The following is a 20,342-nucleotide window of genomic DNA, read 5'->3' as shown; positions in this document are numbered from 1 at the left end:
TTACCTCCATCTAAAAAGCTACAGCTTACGCCCTTGTTCTTGTTTTGTCGTAATTATTTTTTGAGCTTCCCTAACCTCTTCACGTATAATCGACATTTCTTCGTCTAAAAGAAAAGCCGCTTCAGCTGAACGTTGTAGCTTCATTTTGACATCAGCTGGAATTTCACCGCTATATTTATAGTTTAATGAATGCTCTATTGTGGCCCAAAAATTCATTGCCATCGTTCTTATTTGTAATTCAACCAATACTTTTTTCTCCCCTTCAATTGTTTGAACAGGATAATTTAAAATCATATGATAGGAACGATAACCACTCGATTTTTTCTCGCTAACATAATCAATTTCTTCGATAATTTCAAAATCTTTTCTAGAACGAATTAACTCCACAACGGTTTCAATATCCTCAACAAACTGTGTTACAATTCTCAAACCAGCTATATCATGCAACTCTACTTCTAAACGATCAAGCGGAATATTTTTTCGACTCGCTTTATCAATAATACTAGAAATCGGCTTCACACGCCCAGTAACAAATTCAATTGGTGTATGCTTGGAAGACTTTTGATATTGTTCACGTATCCCTCTAAATTTCACTTTTAATTCATCAACAGCTTGTTTATAAGGAGTTAAAAGGATTTCCCATTTTCTCATTTAACCACCGTCCGTTAACATTCTCACTTATAACTCAAATTCACTCACTACTACTTTTTCTAACTCTTCCCCGTAATTGCCATTCCCTGCTATGTTTTCTAATAAATAGCTCAACTCATGATGCAGTGCCGTTAACTCAACCGTTACTTTATCAGTTAATTTCACATCTACTCTTTGTTCTTGCCTATGTATACCCGCTAAATCCTTCCAAAGTTCCTGTTGGATTGTCGCATAATAAAATTGCGTCGAACCTTCTAAAATGTATATAAAAGCAAGTTGGTCAGAATCAACAAGCATTCGTTCCCCGTCCTTTAATTCAGCAGCTAATTGTTCGTCTATAGCCTCTTCCAAAATTAAAGTCACTGTTTCATTATTTTTTTCAAACCTTTTTGCGATTAACTTTTTCATTAAAAACAACACGACCTCTCAATACAATAATCACTTTGATCTCTATTTTAACACATTTTCCCGATTCGATATATGAAACCATCTTGTAGCCATACACTGTCGGCATTGAGCTTCCAATCTGGCTATGACATAATAAATGAAGGAATTAAAAAGGACGATTCAGAAAGGAATGAAAAGTGAAATGGCGAAAGAAATTGAAATTGAAGTAAAGTCGATGCTCAGTAAAGAAGGGTATCAAACACTTATCAAACAATTTAACCTTAGTGAAAATAAAGCTTTTGAACAAGAGAACCATTACTTTGATACAAATCATTTTCAGTTAAGGGAGAAAAGAATCAGCTTTAAGAGTACGCGAAAAAAGTCAGACATATACATTAACACTGAAACAACCTCACAAAGTCGGATTATTAGAAACACACCAATCACTGACCGAGCAACAATTCCAAACCTTTCGTTCACAAGCAAAGCTCCCTCCAGGAGATGTGGTCAACCAACTCGAGGAGCTTGACATCAAGATCGAGGACCTTCATTTCTTAGGAACTCTTCAAACGAAAAGGTTGGAAATCACTTATAACGAAGGGTCTTTGTGCCTAGACCAAAGCTTTTATTTAGGGGTAACCGATTATGAGGTGGAATTTGAAGGACAAACACTTGAACATGCAAATGAGACACTAGAGATGATTCTCCAATCAGTCCAATTACAACCATTACCCGCCAAAAATAAAGTACAACGCTTTTTTGAACGAAAACAACTACTGAAAAAATGAACGCAACAGTAAAAAAGTCGGATTCCTTTCTATAGAAATCATTGATACTATTTTACTAATAACTAAGAAAATAGGAGGGAATTAAAAAAGTGAATGTCTCTTTTTTTACTCCTTTTAACATATTACCAACTAATTCGACAACGAATCAAAGCGAGTCCCAGACCCCCAATCTTTCATCTGAGACTAACCGCTTATTTCGTGCTTACTTAAATCAAGAACTTCAAGGAAGCCCTTTTTCAGGAGCTTCTTATGGTCATAACCAAATATCACGTCTTCTGAGTATGGAACGGTTGGATAGACAGCCTCCCTTTTTCCAGACAATTAATGGAATGAGTACACCTGCTACTCAAACGACTATGCCATTCACTTCTCAAGTAAAAAATCAATCAAAGATGTATACAAATGCAAAAGAAGCTGTATACCAACCATATATAGAGGAAGCAGCCCAAAAGTATAATCTTGATCCAAAACTGCTCTACTCTGTTATTAAGCACGAATCTAATTTTAATCCACATGCGATAAGCCCAGCAGGTGCAGCCGGTTTAATGCAACTCATGCCCGCAACCGCAAGAGGTTTACAAGTAACAAATGTATTTGATCCTGAGCAAAATATTCATGGTGGTGCAAAGTATTTGCGTCAAATGCTTAACAAATACGACAACAATATGGAATTAGCCCTTGCCGCTTATAATGCCGGTCCGGGAAATGTCGATAAATACGGCGGGATCCCACCATTCAAAGAAACACAAAATTATGTTCCAAAAGTGATGAGCACATATTTAGCCTAACATAACACATCCCATTAGCCATTTTGAGGCTTGATGGGATTTTTTAGTATCATTTTATCTATGATCTCAGCTCTTGGTCATAGATGCTACCTCTTTCCTCTCCAGTTTACGTAAACTCATCAAACATCAACTCCAACCTTATAATTAAACAAACATATGCCTCCTATTTTGTTTGATATGTTTTCCAACTCTTCTAATTTTGAGTCAGATTATTTGCCCGATCGAGCTTCCCTTGCTACAATGTGTGTTAGAACAAGAGCATTTTATGGGACAGTTTAATAAAAATAAGGTAAAATGACAAATCGATAGGATTTTTGATCCACTCGCAAACATATATTGGACTAGGAGGAATGAGAATGCCTGAAAAGGGTCAAACTCCATATGAAGCACTCGGAGGTGAAGCCGTATTGACGAAACTAATTGATACGTTCTACGGCTATGTTTCTGAGCACCCTGATATTGCTCCTTTGTTTCCAAAAGATTTAACGGAAACAAAACGCAAACAAATACAATTTTTAACACAATTTCTCGGGGGACCGACTTTCTACTCCGATGAACATGGACATCCAATGCTTAGAGCCCGTCACATGCCATTTGTTATTAGAGAAACTCAAGCAAAAGCTTGGCTAGATTGTATGGAAAAAGCAATGGAACAAACAAATATTACCGGACCGATTCGAGAATATATGTTAGAACGCCTTAGGATGACCGCTTATCATATGGTTAACAGCCAGGATTAAACGATATGAGAAAGGAGAATGACCATTGAATCCTAGAAAGAAAACCGACACTTGCAACAACATAACAGGCGTTTGTGGTCTAGATCCAAAAGAATCCAATCAACCTAAAGCTGGAAAACCAATCGAAATTTATGCTTTTATTGACCCATTTAGTGCAGAGTGTTGGTCATTTGAACCGCTCATGAAGAAGCTTCTCGTTGAATACGGAGATTATTTTCGAATTAGAGTTTTATTAGCTGGTCGTTTAAAAGCATGGAATATATGCCCAGATAAACGAAGTAGTAACGAAAAAAAGTTGGATTTAGCCCATACTTGGGACCGGATTGCCACCCAAACAGGTATGTCTTGTGATGGTGATTACTGGTTAGAAAATAATCGAATTTCTCCTTATGTAGCCGCACTAGCCATTAAAGCGGCTGAGCTTCAAGGCCCTCATTTAGGCGCTCGCTTTTTAAGAAAGCTCAGAGAAAAGTTATTTTTAGAAAAACAAGATATTTCCGATCTAACCATATTAAAAGCTTGTAGTGATGAAATTGGGATGGATGTTGAAGAGTTTTTACAAGATCTTCATTCATCTGCAGCAAAACAAGCTCTTGATTGTGATATTAAAACAACAAGTGAAATGGAAGTAGAATGTGTTCCTAGCTTCGTTTTTTTCAATGATGATATTGAACAAGACGGGATTAAAGTACAAGGGGTTTATAAATACGAGGTTTATTTACAATTGATTTCTGAAATGCTTGGTTATGTTCCAAAAAAGAGAGAAAAAATATCGATTGAACAATTTTTAATGAAATTCGGATTCGTCGCTTCCATCGAAATCGCCGTTGTATTTGATTTAACGATTGAAGAAGTAGAAAAAGAATTAAAGCCACTTATCCTTCAACAAAAGATTGAGCAAGTACCTGTTAAGTACGGTACTTTTTGGAAGTATTTAGCTTGAGATCAGATTAATTAAAGAGCCAACTAAGTTCCCTTTTAACAAACGGACTTAGTTGGTTTTTTATGTTCACAAAGGGCTCAACAAGCAGTAGTTTGACCTACTACACCTAAAAATAATAAAAAAAAGAGCAAACTCAGTCTGTTCGCTCTTTATTCTCTATGGGGGAGAGAATGTGATGTGCTTCACATATTTAGAATACCATCATCGCTTTTTGCTGACAATACATCTAATGAAACGTTCAGTTTTTTGACACAAAGCAAACTTTCCATGAGGCTAATTCGAACTTTTTTAACCGGTGAATAGAAAAACAGACCACTGAAAAACGGTCTACTCGTTAAAATATAGTTACATGAGTTAGCTATACTCCGCCAGCTCCATCCCCTACGCGTTCCGCGGGTGAACCGGGAGCCTCCTCAGCAAAGCTTGCGGGGTCTCCCGTGTTTCACTTCTCCCGCAGGAGTCTCCGGGTATTGCGCTGGCTCCGTTTTGGTTCATGGAAAAACAGTTGATGCCATGATCAAACACTCTATTAAATAATCTAATTGACTAGAATTCTTTCTCGTCAAAGTTGAACACGGGACTTTTTCAGTGACTCTTTTGGACGCGGAGCGACATTTCTGGAGCGGCAGCCGAAGCTCCCTATTTAAGCCTCAACTCCATTTTACTTTTAGACAAAATTCACATCATAAAGTAAAGCACACCAACACTAAGCTTATGTTGATACAACTATACCTCCAGCGCAAGAAATGTCGCGGAGACTCCCGCGGGATTTAGGAGCAGGGCTGAGAACCCCGCAGGCCTAGCCGAGGAGGCTCAGCGCTCCCCCGCAGGACGCGGAGCGACATTTCTGGAGCGACAGCCGAAGCACCTCTATTCAAGTAGTCCCCGAGCATTCCTCTGGTTACGTTTTGTCACACCAACAACTGGAAAACACCGGAATTTAATACGAAGCTGTCCTAAAAAAACGGGATCATGCATAGAAATTAGAAATAGAACACTTTTGTTTGTAGGGGTGGTTTTGTTGACATGGTTAAAGAATTTATTAGGAGTCTGTTTTATTGTAGGGAGTTTTTATTTAATCATTCTTTCATTTATTAATATTTTTCCAAAATGGATTGCTATGCCGCTTTTGTTTTTTTCCATTTTATTTACACTCACACCAAGTTCCCCATTCAAAAAAAAATTTAGAGGGTTTTAACATAAAACACAGTATTAAGTATTCAGAAGGTTGAGGCATAAAAAAAGTGACCAGGATAATACTTCCTGGTCACTTTTCCTTTAATGTATCTTTTAGGTCATCCTACTTCATTTCTTTACCAAGATACACTAAAAGCCACTACTCAACCTTATCAATTAACTTTTCCATTTCCGTTAATGTTTCTTCAAAAACAGCTAGTGCTTGTTCGATTGGCTCAGATGAAGTCATATCGACTCCTGCTTGTTTTAAAACCTCGATAGGATAATTAGAGCTTCCTGCTTTTAAGAAGCCTAAATAACGCTCAACAGCTGGTTCTCCTTCGTCCAAAATCTGTTTGGATAAAGCCGCTGCTGCACTGTAACCTGTCGCATATTGATACACATAAAAATTGTAATAGAAATGAGGAATTCTTGACCACTCTAATCCAATCTCCTCATCGATAACGAGATCTTCTCCAAAATATTTTTTATTGAGCTCATAGTATGATTTTGTTAATAATTCAGGAGTAAGCGCCTCTCCTGCCGCTGATTTTTCATGGATCATCTGCTCAAATTCAGCAAACATCGTTTGACGGAAAACCGTCCCTCTAAACCCTTCTAAGAAGTAATTTAATAAGTAGAGCTTTTTCTTCTCATCATCTGTATTTTTTACTAAATAATCATTCAATAAGGCTTCGTTAAGAGTTGACGCTACTTCAGCGACAAATATCGTATAGTTTCCATAGACATATGGTTGATGTTTTCTTGTATAGTAGCTGTGTAAGCTATGTCCAAATTCATGTGCTAATGTAAAAAGGTTTGAGACATTATCTTGCCAGTTCATCAGAATGTAAGGCATGGTTCCGTATGCCCCAGAAGAATAGGCACCACTTCTTTTTCCTACATTTTCTTCTACATCGACCCAGCGCTTTTCAAAACCTTCTTTAAGTGTCTGAACATAATCCTCACCAAGTGGAGCAACTCCTTTTAAAACAAGCTCCTTAGCCTCTTCATAAGGGATGTCCATTTTTACGTCTTTTACTAACGGTGTATAAAGATCGTATATATGAAGCTCATCGACACCAAGTACCTTTTTACGAAGTTTAATATAACGGTGAAGCAAGTGTAAGTTCTTATTTACTGTTTCAACTAACTGATCATAGACCACTTCTGGGATATGGTTATTACTTAAAGCTGCTTGGCGAGCAGATTCATATTTGCGAACCTTCGCATAAAAAAGATTACGCTTCACTTGTCCACTAAGAGTTGAAGCAAATGTATTTTGATAAGAACCGTATGTTTGATAGACGGCTTTGAAGGCATCTTCACGCACTTGACGATTGCTGCTTTCTAAAAAGCGTATGTAGCGACCGTGCGTAATCTCTACCTCTTCCCCATCTTCATCTGTGATGGATGGAAACTTTAAGTCTGCATTGTTTAACATTCCAAATGTATTACTAGCCGTCCCCATCACTTCACTCGCTTGAGCAAGAATCGCCTCTTCCGCTTCAGAAAGAACATGCTCACGTTGTTCGTTTAATTCATTAAACATTTGGCGATATACTTGAAGCCCACTATGCTCATTAAGAAAAGCTTCTACTTTCTCTTTTTCAATCGATAATACTTCAGGGACGATATAAGACACAGCTTGTCCAAATTGAGAAGCTAAACTTTTAGCCCGATCATTTAGCCCTTGATAAAAAGAATTGGTTGTATCTTGATCGTAACGCATGTGGGCGTATGTATATAATTTGCCTAATCGCTCTGAAAGCTCATGCTCATTTTTTAATGCTTCAAATAATATATCAGCTGACTCAGAAAGTTTTCCTTGATATTGTTTTAAAGTAGGAACAAGTTGAGATACTGCCTTAAATTCTTCTTCCCATTTTTCGTCTGTTTCAAAAATCGCTGCTAAATCCCATGTTTTTTCTTCAGGAATTTCATGACGTTTCGCTAATTGTTTTGCCATTAAAAACGCACCTCCGTAGTTTTGTTACTATTGTTCACCAAAAAAAGAAAATTAATAGACTTCCACTTTTTTTACATTCGCTTTCCTATCTGCAAATCCTTTTTAAAATAGAACTTTCTTAGGATTTCTCTGTTGATAATTCGTGAAATTTTCAGTTAATTCATTATCTAAGAATAGTGCATCTTGAAGAGTCGCGAAGCTTATCGATTTATGAAGTCTAAGGAAGATTTTATCAGAACTTTCCATTTGACTCAACAAATCAAGCTCACACAACCAAAGTAAATAATGATAAAAAGCGTCTTCTGTTAATTCTAAATTCTCAAAGCGAACAGATATATGGGAAGAATGAAGAAACGTTAAAAACCATTGAAAAAGCATACGAAAATCGAGTGGTTTCATAAAAGGTTGGTATTCCAAACATTCGAGTATAAAGGAGGTTTGCCAAATAAGGGGAGAAACTTCAATCTGATAAAAATATTTTGTGGGCCAACCAGCTTCTACTGGGAAAAAAGAAGGAGGAAGTTGATTACGATATAACAACATTTGAAATTTTTTTAATGTTTTAGTAGGGTATGGTGCTGGAGGATTCATCCGCCATTGTTTGCGAATAGAACACCATTTTTGATAAGAGGAAGTCCGAAGATTTGTTTCTTTTAACAAAGTGTAAAAAGTACAATCATTAAGTGGTTGTTCCAATAGCTTGGCTTGACATAATGTCTTTGAGTATGGAAGTATTTCATTTAGAAAAGTCCACTTATTAGCTTGCGGACAATAATACAGCAACTTAAGGTTCTTTTCTCCTTGATCTTGTTGCATCATCTCCCATTCAAATGCTTGAACAGTAAAAGATGAGCTCTTTTTTCTTTTTAAACGATTGCCACCCATAATCCAAATCGGAATGACCCCCATTTGTTGATAACCTGCATTTCTTTTTCGAATATGCTCGATGGAAATCGGAGAGCATTGAAATTCAATGGCATACAGTTGCTGGGATGTTCTGACGAGAAGATCGGGACGTTGACGAATAATAGGTAAATAAACTTCTAAAGCTACATCTAGCCTTTGAGATTTCAACCATTGGAATAGTTGTTTTTTTCCTTTTAAGTGGTATTCCGTTTCCGGTTCAATGTCGAGTTTACACGCATGATTTGCTTTATGGGCAAAATGCCAAACCCGCTTCTCTCCTAGTTTTAACAAAACCTCTTTTTGACAAGCTGGACAGAGAAAAGTCGTCTTTTTTCTTAAAGCATCTAATTCCCCTTTCTTCCAAGCATCTGCCATCGATATTTGAATTCCTGTTTTTATTTTAGCATTTAGCAGAATCTCCCACCTCCAACATAAATTGAATATTCAAATAATTAAAAACTTAAAGCTAACCCCTTTTTGCAAGGGGGCTAGCTTAAAATCCCTTATTTAGATAAAAAAGCCTCTCTTAATTGCTTAAGAGCTTGCTTAGTCATAATTTCCTTCCCGTATTCTTTTACACGGTAAATAGAAATATCTGATTCATAACCAAATTCAAGCATCTGACTTAACATATCATCCTGCTCGTCTTCCGAAAAGCGTTCGTAATGAAAGATGGTGTGCAAATAATAAGTTCCTTCAAAGAAATATAGATCATTTTCAACTTCTTCATTGTTAAAGCTTTGACTTAACGAAATGACATCCTCAATATCAGAAAATCCAATCATTAATTCAATAAATTCTGGATCGTCCATTTCAAGAACTTGTTTTCCATCATCGATTAAATCATCCTCATCAAGTTCTTCTTGCGTCACAGGAATTTCTAATTTAACATGACCGTCTGAAACTTGACCACGAGTCACAACGATTTCTAAACCTTTATCTAAGGCGTGAACTTGAATCCATAAAGGGCCATCTAAAACAAATTCATCACGCTCATTAACTTCATTCATCATTTCAAAGAAGAGCTCTTCTCCACGTTCGCGATTATACCAAATTTCATCCCGATCAAAACCTCGGTCTTCCATATCGTTATAAGTAATAAAAAATTTAATCGTTGAGTCATTTACGCGTTCAATATCCATGTTCGCTCCCCCTCCTATCATTAAGGTGAACCAAAATTATCACGCTCTTTTTACTTATTAGGAATCTTTATTTAGATAAAAGGTTGTAAAAAAGATACGAGCGAAAATAATTTAATTCCATACTACATTACGGTACCTTACCCTTTTTATCGATTTTATAATCCTAACAAAATCATAACCTTTTTTTGGATGATACCAAAAGGATTGCTTCCTTCTATTTTATGATAAAACGAGAACAAAAGAAAAGCAAATTACAGAAAAAGATGACTTGAAAAAAAGATATTATTAGTATTGTTATCATATTCTAATCGATCTTTCAATATATGTTTATAATAGACAAGCTAAAAATGACCCTCAAGCTAAAAAGAAACGACAATTCTTTTGAAAAAGGATGAACAAAACATGGACATGGAATTTATCATATCGTTATTAACGATTATCGGCATCGATATTATTTTAGGCGGTGATAATGCCATTGTTGTTGCCTTGGCCTGCCGAAATTTACCACATGAACTAAGAAATCGAGCGATGATTATCGGGATCTCTTTAGCCATTTTTATGCGAATGGGCCTAACAGTCATAGCCGTACAACTTTTATCCATTCCATTTTTATTAGCGATCGGTGGAGGTCTCCTTGCTTATATCGCTTATCAATTACTTACGAATAATGACCATGATGCCTCAATTAACGGCGGTTCAACAACACTATTTGCCGCCATTAAAGCCATCTTAATCGCAGACTTTATTATGGGATTTGATAATGTCATTGCGGTTGCTGGAGCTGCACATGGCAATCAATTATTAGTTATTCTCGGTCTCATTATTTCAGTTCCGATTATTTTATGGGGTAGTAAATTAATTTTATTAGCATTTGATAAATTTCCACAAGTCATTTATATCGGTGCAGCGATTCTCGCCTACACCTCATCTAAAATGATTACACATGAGCCCATGCTTTCCCCACTTTTTGTCAATTGGCCATCATTTAAAGTAGCTTTTCAAGTTATTTTAATTGTCGGGATCTTATTCATAGGTTGGTATACAAAAAATAGAACGGTTTATACAGTGTAAAGCAAACTTATCATCCACTTCTATATTCCTTTTCTCTTCGTTCTATTGTCAAAAAAATAAAACCTTCCAATCATAACGATTGGAAGGTTCAAACTGTAGACATATGCTCTCATGCTATAAATCGTCTTCTTCATGTTCAACTTTCGTTATTCCATGACTTCACGACTGGCTTGATAAGCGTTAAAAGTCTACGGATGTATAAAATCATTAATTAACAAGCTTTTGAGCTTCTTGTAAGTGAAATGTGCGAACTTTCCTTGGTAGAAAACGACGAATTTCGGCTTCATTATAACCAACTTGTAAACGTTTTTCATCAAAAATAATGGGTCTTCTTAATAGCCCAGGGTTATCGCTAATAATCTTAAATAACGTTTGTAATGGTAACGATTCAACTTCCACATCTAAGTCTTGAAATACTTTTGAGCGGGTTGAAATAATTTCATCTGTTCCATCTTCCGTCATTCTCACTACTTGCTTAACCTCTTCAACCGTTAAAGGTGATGAGAATATATTTCTTTCTTCAAAAGGAATATCGTTTTCTTCTAACCAAGCTTTTGCTTTCCGACAAGAAGTACAACTAGGGGATGTTAATAAAGTAACCATATGGCGGACCTCTCCTTCCAAAATTTGAGATCTATATTGTGAAGCTTACTTATATTATTTGGGTTAAATATAAATAAACAGTTAATATATGTATAGGTCTCCTATCACAAATTGTCTATTCGACCTACCACTTATTTACCCAAAGTTTTTTCTCTCTAAACCTATTATACTAAAAAAAGCTTTTCTATACATATATGTTTAGAAAGTTTTTTTCTTTATGTGAGAATTTACTTATTTTAGCCACAAGTTTTTCATAATTAAACCTGTTTATTATCACATCTTATCTATATACGTAATAGCTTCAAAAAGGTTTCAGAAAGATTATGAATTTTTCTTTATTCTTATAAATGAGCTTCTTGAATGGACCAGTGGATCCCCACTAAAATATGGTTACATTAGTTAGTATCCTACGCGTTCCCTTGGTGAATCGGGAGCATCCGTAGCGAATCTGACTCAAAAATAAGCAAAGCCTATGTATTTTACACCGAGTAAAATACATAGGCTTTTCTATTTAAGGACTCTGAACTGAGCCCTTTTACGCAATGATTTTATTCGAAGATTGGGTGATCGGGCCTTGATTGCCTGCCTTTTCTTTCCAACCTTTTAAATTCTTTTTCCACAATTCTTTTAGTACTTCATTCTTTTGCTTTCTTTTTTTATCCTTTTCCTTCTTTTTCATAAATAATCACCTCCTAGTTAGGAGCTATTTACGGTTGAACAGTGTTTTCCTCATCGGGTTGATTTTCTGATTCTTTGTTATAAGTCAAGACTTCATCTGCACTTTCATAAGCCGTTCCATACAACTCTTCGTCTTTATACGTATGGATGTTTTCATACGTATGCTTCATTTGTTCATAAATCACTTCTTCAGACTCACTATTCGGAGCCCAATACAGGATTTCTAATTCATTTACTTCATTTGTAGCCAAAGATCTTCTTTTATAACCAATTGATTTTGCATGGGTAAAACCTTCACGATTATAAAAACGTTGTCGCTTTTCGGTATCTGTATCATCATAATCAATCGGTTCCACTTCAAGAATAATCGGTTTTTGTTTAGCCTTTAACTTATTTAATAATTTTTTCCCTAACCCTTGACCACGAGCATCTTTTGACACAAATAAATAATCAACAAAGACAAAATCATCTGTCTCTACATACATCATAACATGATTTGGTCCATCATCCTTATAATAAATTTCAGATTTTTCTTTCAACAATACATCTAAGTGCTCTTTTGATTTCATTTCTTCAATTGGAAAATATTTTTTTAATTTTTCATACCAATCCATTATTATATTTGCCTCCATTTATATACTTCATATTATTTATATTCCTCATGTTTGGTGAGAATAAACCTCTTTTTTGTTGGAAAATGAAAACGCATTAGAAGGGGCGGAAGGACTACAAACGCTATACTTAAGTATTACATCAAAAAAATAAGCTGTCTCAAGGTCAACAACAAATGACCTTATGAGACAACTTTTCAGTACTTTCTTTCATATAGAAAGTGACGTCTTCGTCAAATACCCACTCGATTTATAACTGCTCCCCGTTCATCTTATGGTTTATAATTGACGCCTTCTGTGTAACGGTTGCTTGCATTCCATAGTAGGAATTCATCGATTCCTGCTTCATTTAATGCCCGAATTTGAGCTTCCACTTCTTCTTTTCCATATTGGATATAATTCCCGGAACCAAGCCAACTTGCTGTAAAATCTTGAATCCAAGGTCTAGAAACAGGAGGATTATCTAATGCACCTAACACTTCGTTTTCCACTTCAGCATATGCTTTTGTTAACTCATAAGGCTGCGTATCTGGTTTATCAATCCCAAAATATGGAGTCCAATGACTTGGATAAATCATTGATGAAATGACATCGACATTTTCTGAGATTTTCGAGAAATTTTGACCAATACCAGGTGCTTCACTAATCGTTGCTGCATATCCAAAAATATCAACGGATACATCAACATCATATGAAGACAACTGTTCCCGTGCATAAGCTACAAAATCAGTCACAGCCGTAACACGTTTTTGAATGTTATCGCTATCTCCACCACTATATTTACCGACCTCATATTGTAAATCTTCATCACGTCGTTCAAAACCTTCAGGAAAACGAACATAGTCAAATTGAATTTCTTTAAACCCTAGTTTCGCTGCCTTTTCTGCAAGCTCTACATTATACTCCCACACTTCTTCTAAAAAAGGATTGACAAAAGCTTCTCCTCGACCATTTTTCCACACTTCACCATTATCCTGAAAAGACCACTCCGGCTTTTTTTCAGCTAAAACCGTATCTTTAAAAACAACAATTCGGGCAATTGGATAAACCTCTTCTTCTTCAAGACGTTCCATAAAACCCTCGATATCGTTTATGTAGCTTTGGGAAATATCATAGTATTTCGATTCAGGTTCTGGTCGGAATGTTAAATAACCATGATCGTCTTTAATATCAATGACCATCGAATTTAAATCCGTTTTATTTATAAGTTCTACTAACGAATCAAAACGTGCCCCTCCTGCTGAATGACCTGTCACATAAATCCCTCGAACCCCATCTTCAGGATATTCAAAGTTGTAATCGGGTTGGTACGAAAATCTTGCTAACGACTCTGGAACCGTAAATAATTGCTTTTCAACGACCATCAACGGATGATCATCACCTCTTGTTTCTGTTTCTCCATCTTCTGTTTGCTCATCTGCCAACATAATTGTAGGTACTGCCAATACACACAGTAGTGCAAACATAATACCAAATAACTTTTTCCCCATAATTATCACTGCCTTTTTAGAAATTAAATTCTTCTTTTTATCTTGCACTTAATCCTCATCTTTAGCATCCCAATCTTCTGGTAATTCCTCTTCCTGACCGGCGATGATTTGTTTTCTTTTTAAATCTAATTGCTCTTTATGCCACTTAAACTGCTCTTTATTTAATAAATAATGTGAACCATCAAAAATAGCGGTAATTTTCCCACTTTGAATTCTTTTAAAAAGATACTGTTCACTCACACCTAAATAATCGGCAAGTTCTGATATCGTTATGTACATATATCCGCTCCCTCCAATTAAAGTATAACCGCTCTATTTCTTTGTGCCAATTAAGTATGTCCTTTTTTACAAAAGCCTCATTTCAAAAAGAAAAACCTAAATCATCAAGCAACGATTTAGGTTTTTCTTAAAGGTTAAAGCGGTAATACAAAGAAGAAGATAAGTAAAAAATGCATAATGCTTCCAGCTAAAACGAATAGATGCCAAATGGCGTGATGAAATTTAAAGCCTCTCCACATATAAAAAACTGTACCGATTGTATAAGAGAGTCCTCCTCCAACTAATAAATAAAGCCCCATTGTCGGCAAACCTTCGATAATTGGGTTAATCGCAATAATCACTAACCAACCCATTGCAATATAGAATAACGTTGAAACAAACAGATAACGTTTCACAAAATAAGCTTTAAAAACGATACCCGTAATCGCTAAGCCCCAAACAATTCCAAATATCGTCCAACCAAGACTGCCTTGTACGACAATAAACATGAGTGGCGTATAAGTCCCCGCGATAAATAAGTAAATAGAGGCATGATCTAATATTTCAAAAACATCTTTACCCTTTCCTTTAGGTAAGCTGTGTAACATGGTTGAAGAGATATAAAGCAATAACATGGTGACTCCGTAGATCGTAAAACTGACGATATGCCAAGCCGTTCCATATAAACTTGAAAAAACGATTAATAACACAAGTGCTGCTACACTTAAGATAGCACCAATTCCATGTGTGATCGCATTAGCAATTTCCTCTGACTTAGAGAAGGTATGGGTTGTGGCCATTTTATTCACTCCTTCATTAACTTCAGTTATAGTATAACAGAAAAAAACTTTTCATTTTAAAATAAAATATGCAAAAAAGGTGTTTATCCGTTGCATCAGTAACTGTACACCTATATAATAGATAAAATATATTTTTTTATGTCAGAAAATGAAACGAATAATTTTCTGATTATTTATGGAAAATGACCGAAAAGGAGTAGAGCTTATGAGATATGTAACGTTAATGGACTTATTTAACCATAGAATTACGCAAAAATATGTTAATCGTTCAGGGATGGCACATGCAATCTCATGTGCTTACCATGCTTTTCGTCTTGCCAAACAATCTGACGTTAATCCCGATTTAGCTACAAAAGCAGCCTTTTTACACGATATCGGCCATTACACATGGTATAGGGATGGAAAATGGGATTACGAACTATATCGAACAAATGATATACATGCGATAAAAGGAGCCGAACGTGCTCATAAACTTTTGATTCGATTAGGAGAGCACCCTGTTGCTGCTAAAGAAATTGCCTTAGCGGTTTTATTACACACCGACTCTTATTTACCAACAGGCTCATTAGAGTTGACTCCTTTGCAGCGTATCGTTGCTTTAGCTGATGAACAAGACGAAGAACCAAAAGGCGGTCACCATTATCGGGGCATTTCTGATAAAAGAGCCCGTCGAATGCTAACACAATTAGACAACCTCGTAAACGAAGCATTGGAGCCCCTTCCATTACAAAAGGATTCTTAGATAAACTCATGATAGAATAGATTTTCCAACAAAGTTTAAGCTAGAGCAGTCATGACAGCTCTAGCTTAAATTTTTTCCTAAACTCATCCATACTTTTTAAGACTCTTAAATAAAATCCCCATCTTTAAGAAGTCTTGCTATTCACCTACAACTACAATTCGCTTTCCTTTACTTAGAAAAACCCCCGCCATCCATTGTCAATCTTTCCGTAACGGAATCAAGTCCTCAATAATTTCTGGAGTTAACATCCCATCAATACGTTGCACGATAAGACCATTCTGATCGATAACAAGGGTCGTTGGAATCCCGATAATTTGATAATCTTGCATGATTTTCCCATTAGAATCCAATATCGGGTCAAAACTCGCTTGATAGTTATCCAAAAATGGTTTTACATCTAACAAGCTTCGTTCTTGGCTCGTCAAATTTATGGCCACAAATTCTGAACTATTTACTTTTAACTTTCTTTCCAAATCAACAATTAACGGCATCTCTTCCTGACATGGGTGGCACCAAGAAGCAAAAAAATTAACGACAACAAGCTTCCCTTGTAATTCTTCCAATAAAAAGTCATGACCTTTTAACGTTTTCCCTTCAATCGGCAATGCTTGATTCCCAATTCTCACTCCATCTTTCACTTCTTCTGCCAATGCCTCGTCCACATGTTGAAAAATCGTTTCAAATTGATAATAGAACGCTCCTACAACTAAGACAGAACCAAGTAAAAGGAATCGTTTTATCAATAGTAATTTCATTTTGTAACCTCCTAGCTACAGCAGTTTCTGTTGAATAAAAGTCGCTAATACATCAAGTCTCCTTTATAATAAAAGTTAGATTAATTTATGAAAGGATTTATAAAATGACTAAAATACAAATCTTACAAATTATCGCTCTCATTCCATTACTTTTGTATATTTTTATCGCTTATTCAAGCGATCAAGTAAACCAAGTTATTTTTACCATTTTAGCACTCATTAACCTTGCTCTTTGGATTTGGCGACAGGTAGAACGTCGTAACTCTCGTAAGAATGCTGACTCTCAAGAGGGTATTGAATAAGTAAATGAAGAATATGTGTCGTAATCTCCTTTGCCGCTTCTGGCTTACGGTACTTTCTCGCTCGGGTTAAAAGCTCGTTTCTTGTTTCTTGATTGGCAATCACCGAATAAATGTCTTTGATGAGCTCACTCGAATCTTTGGCGAATAAAGCAGCGCCCCACTTTTCTAAAATAAGTGCGTTTTCTTCTTCATGACCGACAATCGGTTCATAGAGAACAATCGGTGTTTCACACGCCAATGCTTCACTAACTGTCAAACCGCCTGCTTTTGTAACAATTAAATCACATGACTGAATATATTCTAAAAAAAGGGAAGTAAATGGTCGAATGAGAATTCGATGTTTGCTTTTTTTTGTTTGCAGTTTCTTCATCATGGTTTGGTTATGTCCGACCATACATAATACCGTCACTTCAAGAGGCAACTCTTCTAGATTATCAATAATGGTTAAAAAATCCATTAAACCATCACTACCACTTGCTAACATAATCGCTGGTTGTTCACAATTAATTTCAAACTGTTCTCTTAATGTTTTTTGATCATAAGAGGACGGAGAGCAAGGGAAAGGAATCCCCGTTTGAAAAACACGTTGCCCGTTGAAACCTAATTGCCTTAACACCAGATCCGCGGTTTCATCAATTGTAAAATAACCATCCACTTGCTCAGAGATATACGCAGGATGAAAACGAAAATCTGTAATCACACTAAATAACGGGAATCTTTTTCTTCTTTCCTCCTTCGCCATACTTAACAACCACGTCGCAAGTGGGTGAGTGGAAATGACAAAAGGCACTTCTCTTTTTGAAATAAATTGTTCAAGCTGAGAAGCGAGCCACTTCATTGCTTTTCTTTCAAAAAAATTAAAACTATTTAACCGCGAATAAAAACGCCCCCACATTTGAGGCTTTTTCTTTAACATCCACAAGTAAGAGCTACGTATCCCAAAGTGAAGCATCGGGTGAATCCATTTAAAAATATCAATAATCTCTGGTTTATATGAACTACTTCTCATTAACTCTTTTTGCAGAGATAGAGCAGCTTGCTGATGACCTTGTCCAATTGAAGCTGAAAAAATAAGTGGCTGACTTTTCATTTGCTCCCTACTCTCTCAAAAGTCTTCTTTCTTATTAATATACAAATTTAATTTGTTTTTATTCTTAAAATCTGGATAAGTTAAGCGAAGTCGTTTACCTTTTGAGAAGATTTGGTTAAGATAAATAAGTAATGATATTAATTGGAGTCGCTTCTCCTTAAGCTAAAGAGAAGATTGTGAACTTATATTGAAAGGATGAACATTTTGAAAACAGTATTTTCAGGTATACAACCTAGTGGAACATTAACACTCGGAAATTATTTAGGAGCAATGAAAAACTTTGTGGCCATGCAAGAGGAAGCGAACTGTTATTTTTGTATCGTCGATCAACATGCGATTACCGTACCGCAAGATCGTTTAAAGCTTCGAGAAAATATCCGTAGCCTTGCTGCCCTTTATTTAGCAGTCGGCATCGATCCGGAGAAATCAACTTTATTTATTCAATCTGAAGTAGCGGCTCATGCACAATTAGGTTGGATTATGCAATGTGTTTCATACATTGGCGAATTAGAGCGCATGACTCAGTTTAAAGATAAGTCAGATGGTAAAGAAGCTGTATCTGCTGCTCTCCTTACATATCCTCCGTTAATGGCCGCCGATATACTTTTATATAAAACAGACATCGTGCCTGTCGGAGAAGATCAAAAACAACATCTTGAGTTAACGAGAGATTTAGCAGAACGTTTTAACAAAAAATATAATGAAATCTTTACGGTTCCAGAAGTTAAAATTCCTAAAGTTGGTGCTCGGATTATGTCTTTAAATGATCCTTCTAAAAAAATGAGTAAATCCAACCCTAATGTAAAAAGTTTCATTTCTATGTTAGACGAACCAGCGACCATTCGTAAAAAGATTAAAAGTGCTGTTACCGATACTGATGGTGAAATTCGTTTTGATCGTGAAAACAAAGCAGCCGTTTCAAACCTTTTAACGATCTATTCATTATGTTCAGGCTTATCGATTGATGAAATCGTAGCAAAGTATGAAGGAAAAGGCTACGGTGACTTTAAAGCCGAATTAGCAGAAGTCGTCATTCAAGAACTTGAACCCGTTCAAGCTCGTTATCATGAACTACTACAATCTGATGAACTCGATCAAATTTTAGACCGCGGAGTCGAAAAGGCAAACCGTGTTGCAAATAAAATGATTGAAAAAGCCGAACGTGCCATGGGACTTGGACGTAAAAGAAGATAATGGATTGCAGTACCTCATAAAGTCAAAAAATAGGCTTTGTGAGGTCTTTTTTTATTACGAAAATCAGCGGAAAACAAGATGGTTGCAGATTAGTCATGCACCTCTTTTCCAACAGAAAATCTCCAAAATAAAAACGTTCCTCCGTTGATATTCTCAACTAAGAAACGTTTTTTGGCTTAATAGCCGTTCGTTTTTCTCCAAACTTTTCCTACGAAAAACGAAAGTCCTAAAGTTCCAACAAGTAAAACTACGGCAAGAATCTGCATAATTAGATAAGCAAATGAATCCCAATTTTCCATGTTAAAGACTCCCCTCCTTATACTTATTCTTATCTATTATAGGAGAGTTCATCCAACATGTAAACGATCCACTGAAACAACTAAGTCGATTTCACATAATTGCCTTGAGTTGCTATTTAGCTAACCCCTCTAATTTACTTAAACCTTCATCCTCAAAGTTACTTATTTTACACTTTCTCCTTGCTCTAAATCCCATAATTTCTCAAAAAACGCTTGTCCCTTTACTAATGATTGGCAAATTTGATGATGTTTATCTGTCCAACCTTCTTTTATTTCGGCATACATTCTTGCTGTCACTTCTTCTTTATCCATCTTTTGGATTGCCCGATAGTTTTCAGGTGCCCATTCCGTATACCAATAACGAATTTCTGCTTCTTCACTTGATGTAAATAACTGATCCAATGCCATATATAATATTTGTTTCAATTGACGTTCTTTTCTTGTTAGCCCTTGCATATCGGCTGGATCGGGAGATAATAAATGATAGTGCTTCTCTTCAATAGACACTTCTAGTTCAAAATGTTCACATTCATTTTGCTCAAGCAATTCAAAGACCAATTGCTCCTGCCTCGGTGAAAGTCGACTTTTACGAATCGGTGTTTTATACCCCATTGTGTCGATAGCAATGATTCGTTCTCCATCAGTTGCAATAAAACAATAGTCAAGTTGAACACGGGACATGTTTTTTCTTAAGAAACTCTGATTATGAACAGTTTTCAAAAGATAATCTGGCAAATCGGCTAGGTCATTTTCAATGAAGTTAAATAATTCCTTTGTCACCCTAATCACAATCACTTGATCCAACACTTCTACACGGTCCTCGCTTCTCCACTCATAAAAATGACAAACATTGTAGCCATTTTCTTCACCTTCAAACCAATTTACCCAAACATCTCGCATTTGGACCATTGATACTCCTCCTAACATCGAAAAGAATTGTACCCTCAGTATGGTCAAGC

At 36.1% G+C, this 20,342-nt stretch carries 22 protein-coding genes and 1 pseudogene; 8 read left to right on the top strand and 15 right to left on the bottom strand.

Annotated elements, in window-relative coordinates:
• Positions 1-18 precede the first annotated feature (18 nt).
• Together AA0017_RS03795 and AA0017_RS03790 are read right to left on the bottom strand one after the other, a co-directional pair.
• Positions 19-651: a GTP pyrophosphokinase family protein gene (locus tag AA0017_RS03795; protein ID WP_413379691.1), complete on the bottom strand. Its 633-nt coding sequence runs from the start codon at positions 649-651 to the stop codon at positions 19-21.
• 27 nt (positions 652-678) lie between these two features.
• Complete coding sequence (locus AA0017_RS03790; protein ID WP_413379689.1) at positions 679-1,059, bottom strand: hypothetical protein; 381 nt, start codon at positions 1,057-1,059, stop codon at positions 679-681.
• 136 nt (positions 1,060-1,195) lie between these two features.
• On the opposite strand from AA0017_RS03790, the pseudogene AA0017_RS03785 reads away from it, so the two are divergent.
• The 5 genes and pseudogenes from AA0017_RS03785 to AA0017_RS03765 all read left to right on the top strand — a co-directional run.
• Positions 1,196-1,339, top strand: a pseudogene (locus tag AA0017_RS03785) (hypothetical protein); the annotation flags it as partial.
• Between the two features lie 100 nt (positions 1,340-1,439).
• Complete coding sequence (locus AA0017_RS03780; RefSeq protein ID WP_413382374.1) at positions 1,440-1,826, top strand: CYTH domain-containing protein; 387 nt, start codon at positions 1,440-1,442, stop codon at positions 1,824-1,826.
• A gap of 89 nt (positions 1,827-1,915) precedes the next feature.
• Complete coding sequence (locus AA0017_RS03775; RefSeq protein ID WP_413379687.1) at positions 1,916-2,614, top strand: lytic transglycosylase domain-containing protein; 699 nt, start codon at positions 1,916-1,918, stop codon at positions 2,612-2,614.
• A 356-nt stretch (positions 2,615-2,970) separates the two neighbouring features.
• Entirely contained in the window at positions 2,971-3,354 is a 384-nt protein-coding gene (locus AA0017_RS03770) for a globin (RefSeq protein WP_413379685.1), read from the top strand.
• A gap of 25 nt (positions 3,355-3,379) precedes the next feature.
• Entirely contained in the window at positions 3,380-4,297 is a 918-nt protein-coding gene (locus AA0017_RS03765; protein ID WP_413379683.1) for a ClpXP adapter SpxH family protein, read from the top strand.
• A 1,336-nt stretch (positions 4,298-5,633) separates the two neighbouring features.
• On the opposite strand, the gene pepF is transcribed toward AA0017_RS03765, so the two are convergent.
• The 3 genes from pepF to mecA all read right to left on the bottom strand — a co-directional run bounded on the left by pepF (position 5,634) and on the right by mecA (position 9,490).
• Entirely contained in the window at positions 5,634-7,442 is a 1,809-nt protein-coding gene (gene pepF / locus AA0017_RS03760) for an oligoendopeptidase F (protein WP_413379681.1), read from the bottom strand.
• A gap of 102 nt (positions 7,443-7,544) precedes the next feature.
• The gene (locus AA0017_RS03755; RefSeq protein ID WP_413382371.1) at positions 7,545-8,762 is read right to left on the bottom strand and encodes a competence protein CoiA; all 1,218 of its coding nucleotides are present in this window, start codon (positions 8,760-8,762) and stop codon (positions 7,545-7,547) included.
• A gap of 89 nt (positions 8,763-8,851) precedes the next feature.
• The gene (gene mecA / locus AA0017_RS03750; RefSeq protein WP_413379679.1) at positions 8,852-9,490 is read right to left on the bottom strand and encodes an adaptor protein MecA; all 639 of its coding nucleotides are present in this window, start codon (positions 9,488-9,490) and stop codon (positions 8,852-8,854) included.
• Between the two features lie 402 nt (positions 9,491-9,892).
• On the opposite strand from mecA, the gene AA0017_RS03745 reads away from it, so the two are divergent.
• Complete coding sequence (locus AA0017_RS03745; protein ID WP_413379677.1) at positions 9,893-10,561, top strand: TerC family protein; 669 nt, start codon at positions 9,893-9,895, stop codon at positions 10,559-10,561.
• Positions 10,562-10,768: 207 nt separating this feature from the next.
• Here AA0017_RS03745 and spxA read toward each other — a convergent pair whose 3' ends face one another.
• From spxA to trhA, 6 genes are all read right to left on the bottom strand, one after another.
• Positions 10,769-11,164, bottom strand: a complete 396-nt coding sequence (gene spxA / locus AA0017_RS03740) for a transcriptional regulator SpxA (protein WP_413379675.1) — start codon at positions 11,162-11,164, stop codon at positions 10,769-10,771.
• Between the two features lie 535 nt (positions 11,165-11,699).
• On the bottom strand, positions 11,700-11,843 hold the full coding sequence (locus AA0017_RS03735; protein ID WP_413379673.1) for a hypothetical protein: 144 nt from the start codon (positions 11,841-11,843) through the stop codon (positions 11,700-11,702).
• Between the two features lie 28 nt (positions 11,844-11,871).
• Positions 11,872-12,456, bottom strand: a complete 585-nt coding sequence (locus AA0017_RS03730; protein WP_413379671.1) for a GNAT family N-acetyltransferase — start codon at positions 12,454-12,456, stop codon at positions 11,872-11,874.
• A 269-nt stretch (positions 12,457-12,725) separates the two neighbouring features.
• Positions 12,726-13,943, bottom strand: coding sequence for a putative glycoside hydrolase (locus AA0017_RS03725; RefSeq protein WP_413382368.1), 1,218 nt, complete (start codon positions 13,941-13,943; stop codon positions 12,726-12,728).
• 48 nt (positions 13,944-13,991) lie between these two features.
• On the bottom strand, positions 13,992-14,222 hold the full coding sequence (locus tag AA0017_RS03720) for an excisionase family DNA-binding protein (protein WP_413379669.1): 231 nt from the start codon (positions 14,220-14,222) through the stop codon (positions 13,992-13,994).
• A 134-nt stretch (positions 14,223-14,356) separates the two neighbouring features.
• Positions 14,357-15,001, bottom strand: a complete 645-nt coding sequence (gene trhA, locus AA0017_RS03715; RefSeq protein ID WP_413379667.1) for a PAQR family membrane homeostasis protein TrhA — start codon at positions 14,999-15,001, stop codon at positions 14,357-14,359.
• Positions 15,002-15,206: 205 nt separating this feature from the next.
• Here trhA and AA0017_RS03710 point away from each other — a divergent pair, with 205 nt between their 5' ends.
• A complete protein-coding gene (locus AA0017_RS03710; protein WP_413379665.1) occupies positions 15,207-15,743 on the top strand; it encodes an HD domain-containing protein in 537 nt (178 codons plus the stop codon).
• 197 nt (positions 15,744-15,940) lie between these two features.
• On the opposite strand, the gene AA0017_RS03705 is transcribed toward AA0017_RS03710, so the two are convergent.
• Both AA0017_RS03705 and AA0017_RS03700 read right to left on the bottom strand, forming a co-directional pair.
• Positions 15,941-16,498, bottom strand: a complete 558-nt coding sequence (locus AA0017_RS03705) for a TlpA disulfide reductase family protein (RefSeq protein ID WP_413379664.1) — start codon at positions 16,496-16,498, stop codon at positions 15,941-15,943.
• 219 nt (positions 16,499-16,717) lie between these two features.
• A complete protein-coding gene (locus tag AA0017_RS03700; protein WP_413379662.1) occupies positions 16,718-17,890 on the bottom strand; it encodes an MGDG synthase family glycosyltransferase in 1,173 nt (390 codons plus the stop codon).
• Between the two features lie 201 nt (positions 17,891-18,091).
• Between AA0017_RS03700 and trpS the strand changes: the two genes are divergently transcribed.
• A complete protein-coding gene (gene trpS, locus AA0017_RS03695; RefSeq protein WP_413382365.1) occupies positions 18,092-19,084 on the top strand; it encodes a tryptophan--tRNA ligase in 993 nt (330 codons plus the stop codon).
• A 176-nt stretch (positions 19,085-19,260) separates the two neighbouring features.
• On the opposite strand, the gene AA0017_RS03690 is transcribed toward trpS, so the two are convergent.
• Both AA0017_RS03690 and AA0017_RS03685 read right to left on the bottom strand, forming a co-directional pair.
• A complete protein-coding gene (locus AA0017_RS03690) occupies positions 19,261-19,383 on the bottom strand; it encodes a hypothetical protein (RefSeq protein WP_413379660.1) in 123 nt (40 codons plus the stop codon).
• A 162-nt stretch (positions 19,384-19,545) separates the two neighbouring features.
• A complete protein-coding gene (locus AA0017_RS03685; protein WP_413379658.1) occupies positions 19,546-20,292 on the bottom strand; it encodes a DUF3603 family protein in 747 nt (248 codons plus the stop codon).
• Positions 20,293-20,342 lie beyond the last annotated feature (50 nt).

This window comes from Alkalihalobacillus phoenicis, from assembly GCF_047302405.1.
Classification (GTDB): Bacteria; Bacillota; Bacilli; order Bacillales; family Bacillaceae_D; genus Alkalihalobacillus.
The sequence above is the reverse complement of the archived record's forward strand: the minus strand, read 5'-3'. Positions and strand labels throughout refer to the sequence as shown.

What these genes read in the sequence shown, in the direction of transcription:
- AA0017_RS03795 (WP_413379691.1), bottom strand. Translation starts at nt 651, where the DNA reads ATGAGAAAATGGGAAATCCTTTTAACTCCTTATAAACAAGCTGTTGAT.
- AA0017_RS03790 (WP_413379689.1), bottom strand. Translation starts at nt 1,059, where the DNA reads ATGAAAAAGTTAATCGCAAAAAGGTTTGAAAAAAATAATGAAACAGTG.
- AA0017_RS03770 (WP_413379685.1), top strand. Translation starts at nt 2,971, where the DNA reads ATGCCTGAAAAGGGTCAAACTCCATATGAAGCACTCGGAGGTGAAGCC.
- pepF (WP_413379681.1), bottom strand. Translation starts at nt 7,442, where the DNA reads ATGGCAAAACAATTAGCGAAACGTCATGAAATTCCTGAAGAAAAAACA.
- mecA (WP_413379679.1), bottom strand. Translation starts at nt 9,490, where the DNA reads ATGGATATTGAACGCGTAAATGACTCAACGATTAAATTTTTTATTACT.
- AA0017_RS03745 (WP_413379677.1), top strand. Translation starts at nt 9,893, where the DNA reads ATGGACATGGAATTTATCATATCGTTATTAACGATTATCGGCATCGAT.
- spxA (WP_413379675.1), bottom strand. Translation starts at nt 11,164, where the DNA reads ATGGTTACTTTATTAACATCCCCTAGTTGTACTTCTTGTCGGAAAGCA.
- AA0017_RS03735 (WP_413379673.1), bottom strand. Translation starts at nt 11,843, where the DNA reads ATGAAAAAGAAGGAAAAGGATAAAAAAAGAAAGCAAAAGAATGAAGTA.
- AA0017_RS03730 (WP_413379671.1), bottom strand. Translation starts at nt 12,456, where the DNA reads ATGGATTGGTATGAAAAATTAAAAAAATATTTTCCAATTGAAGAAATG.
- AA0017_RS03725 (WP_413382368.1), bottom strand. Translation starts at nt 13,943, where the DNA reads ATGGGGAAAAAGTTATTTGGTATTATGTTTGCACTACTGTGTGTATTG.
- AA0017_RS03720 (WP_413379669.1), bottom strand. Translation starts at nt 14,222, where the DNA reads ATGTACATAACGATATCAGAACTTGCCGATTATTTAGGTGTGAGTGAA.
- trhA (WP_413379667.1), bottom strand. Translation starts at nt 15,001, where the DNA reads ATGGCCACAACCCATACCTTCTCTAAGTCAGAGGAAATTGCTAATGCG.
- AA0017_RS03710 (WP_413379665.1), top strand. Translation starts at nt 15,207, where the DNA reads ATGAGATATGTAACGTTAATGGACTTATTTAACCATAGAATTACGCAA.
- AA0017_RS03705 (WP_413379664.1), bottom strand. Translation starts at nt 16,498, where the DNA reads ATGAAATTACTATTGATAAAACGATTCCTTTTACTTGGTTCTGTCTTA.
- AA0017_RS03700 (WP_413379662.1), bottom strand. Translation starts at nt 17,890, where the DNA reads ATGAAAAGTCAGCCACTTATTTTTTCAGCTTCAATTGGACAAGGTCAT.
- AA0017_RS03690 (WP_413379660.1), bottom strand. Translation starts at nt 19,383, where the DNA reads ATGGAAAATTGGGATTCATTTGCTTATCTAATTATGCAGATTCTTGCC.
- AA0017_RS03685 (WP_413379658.1), bottom strand. Translation starts at nt 20,292, where the DNA reads ATGGTCCAAATGCGAGATGTTTGGGTAAATTGGTTTGAAGGTGAAGAA.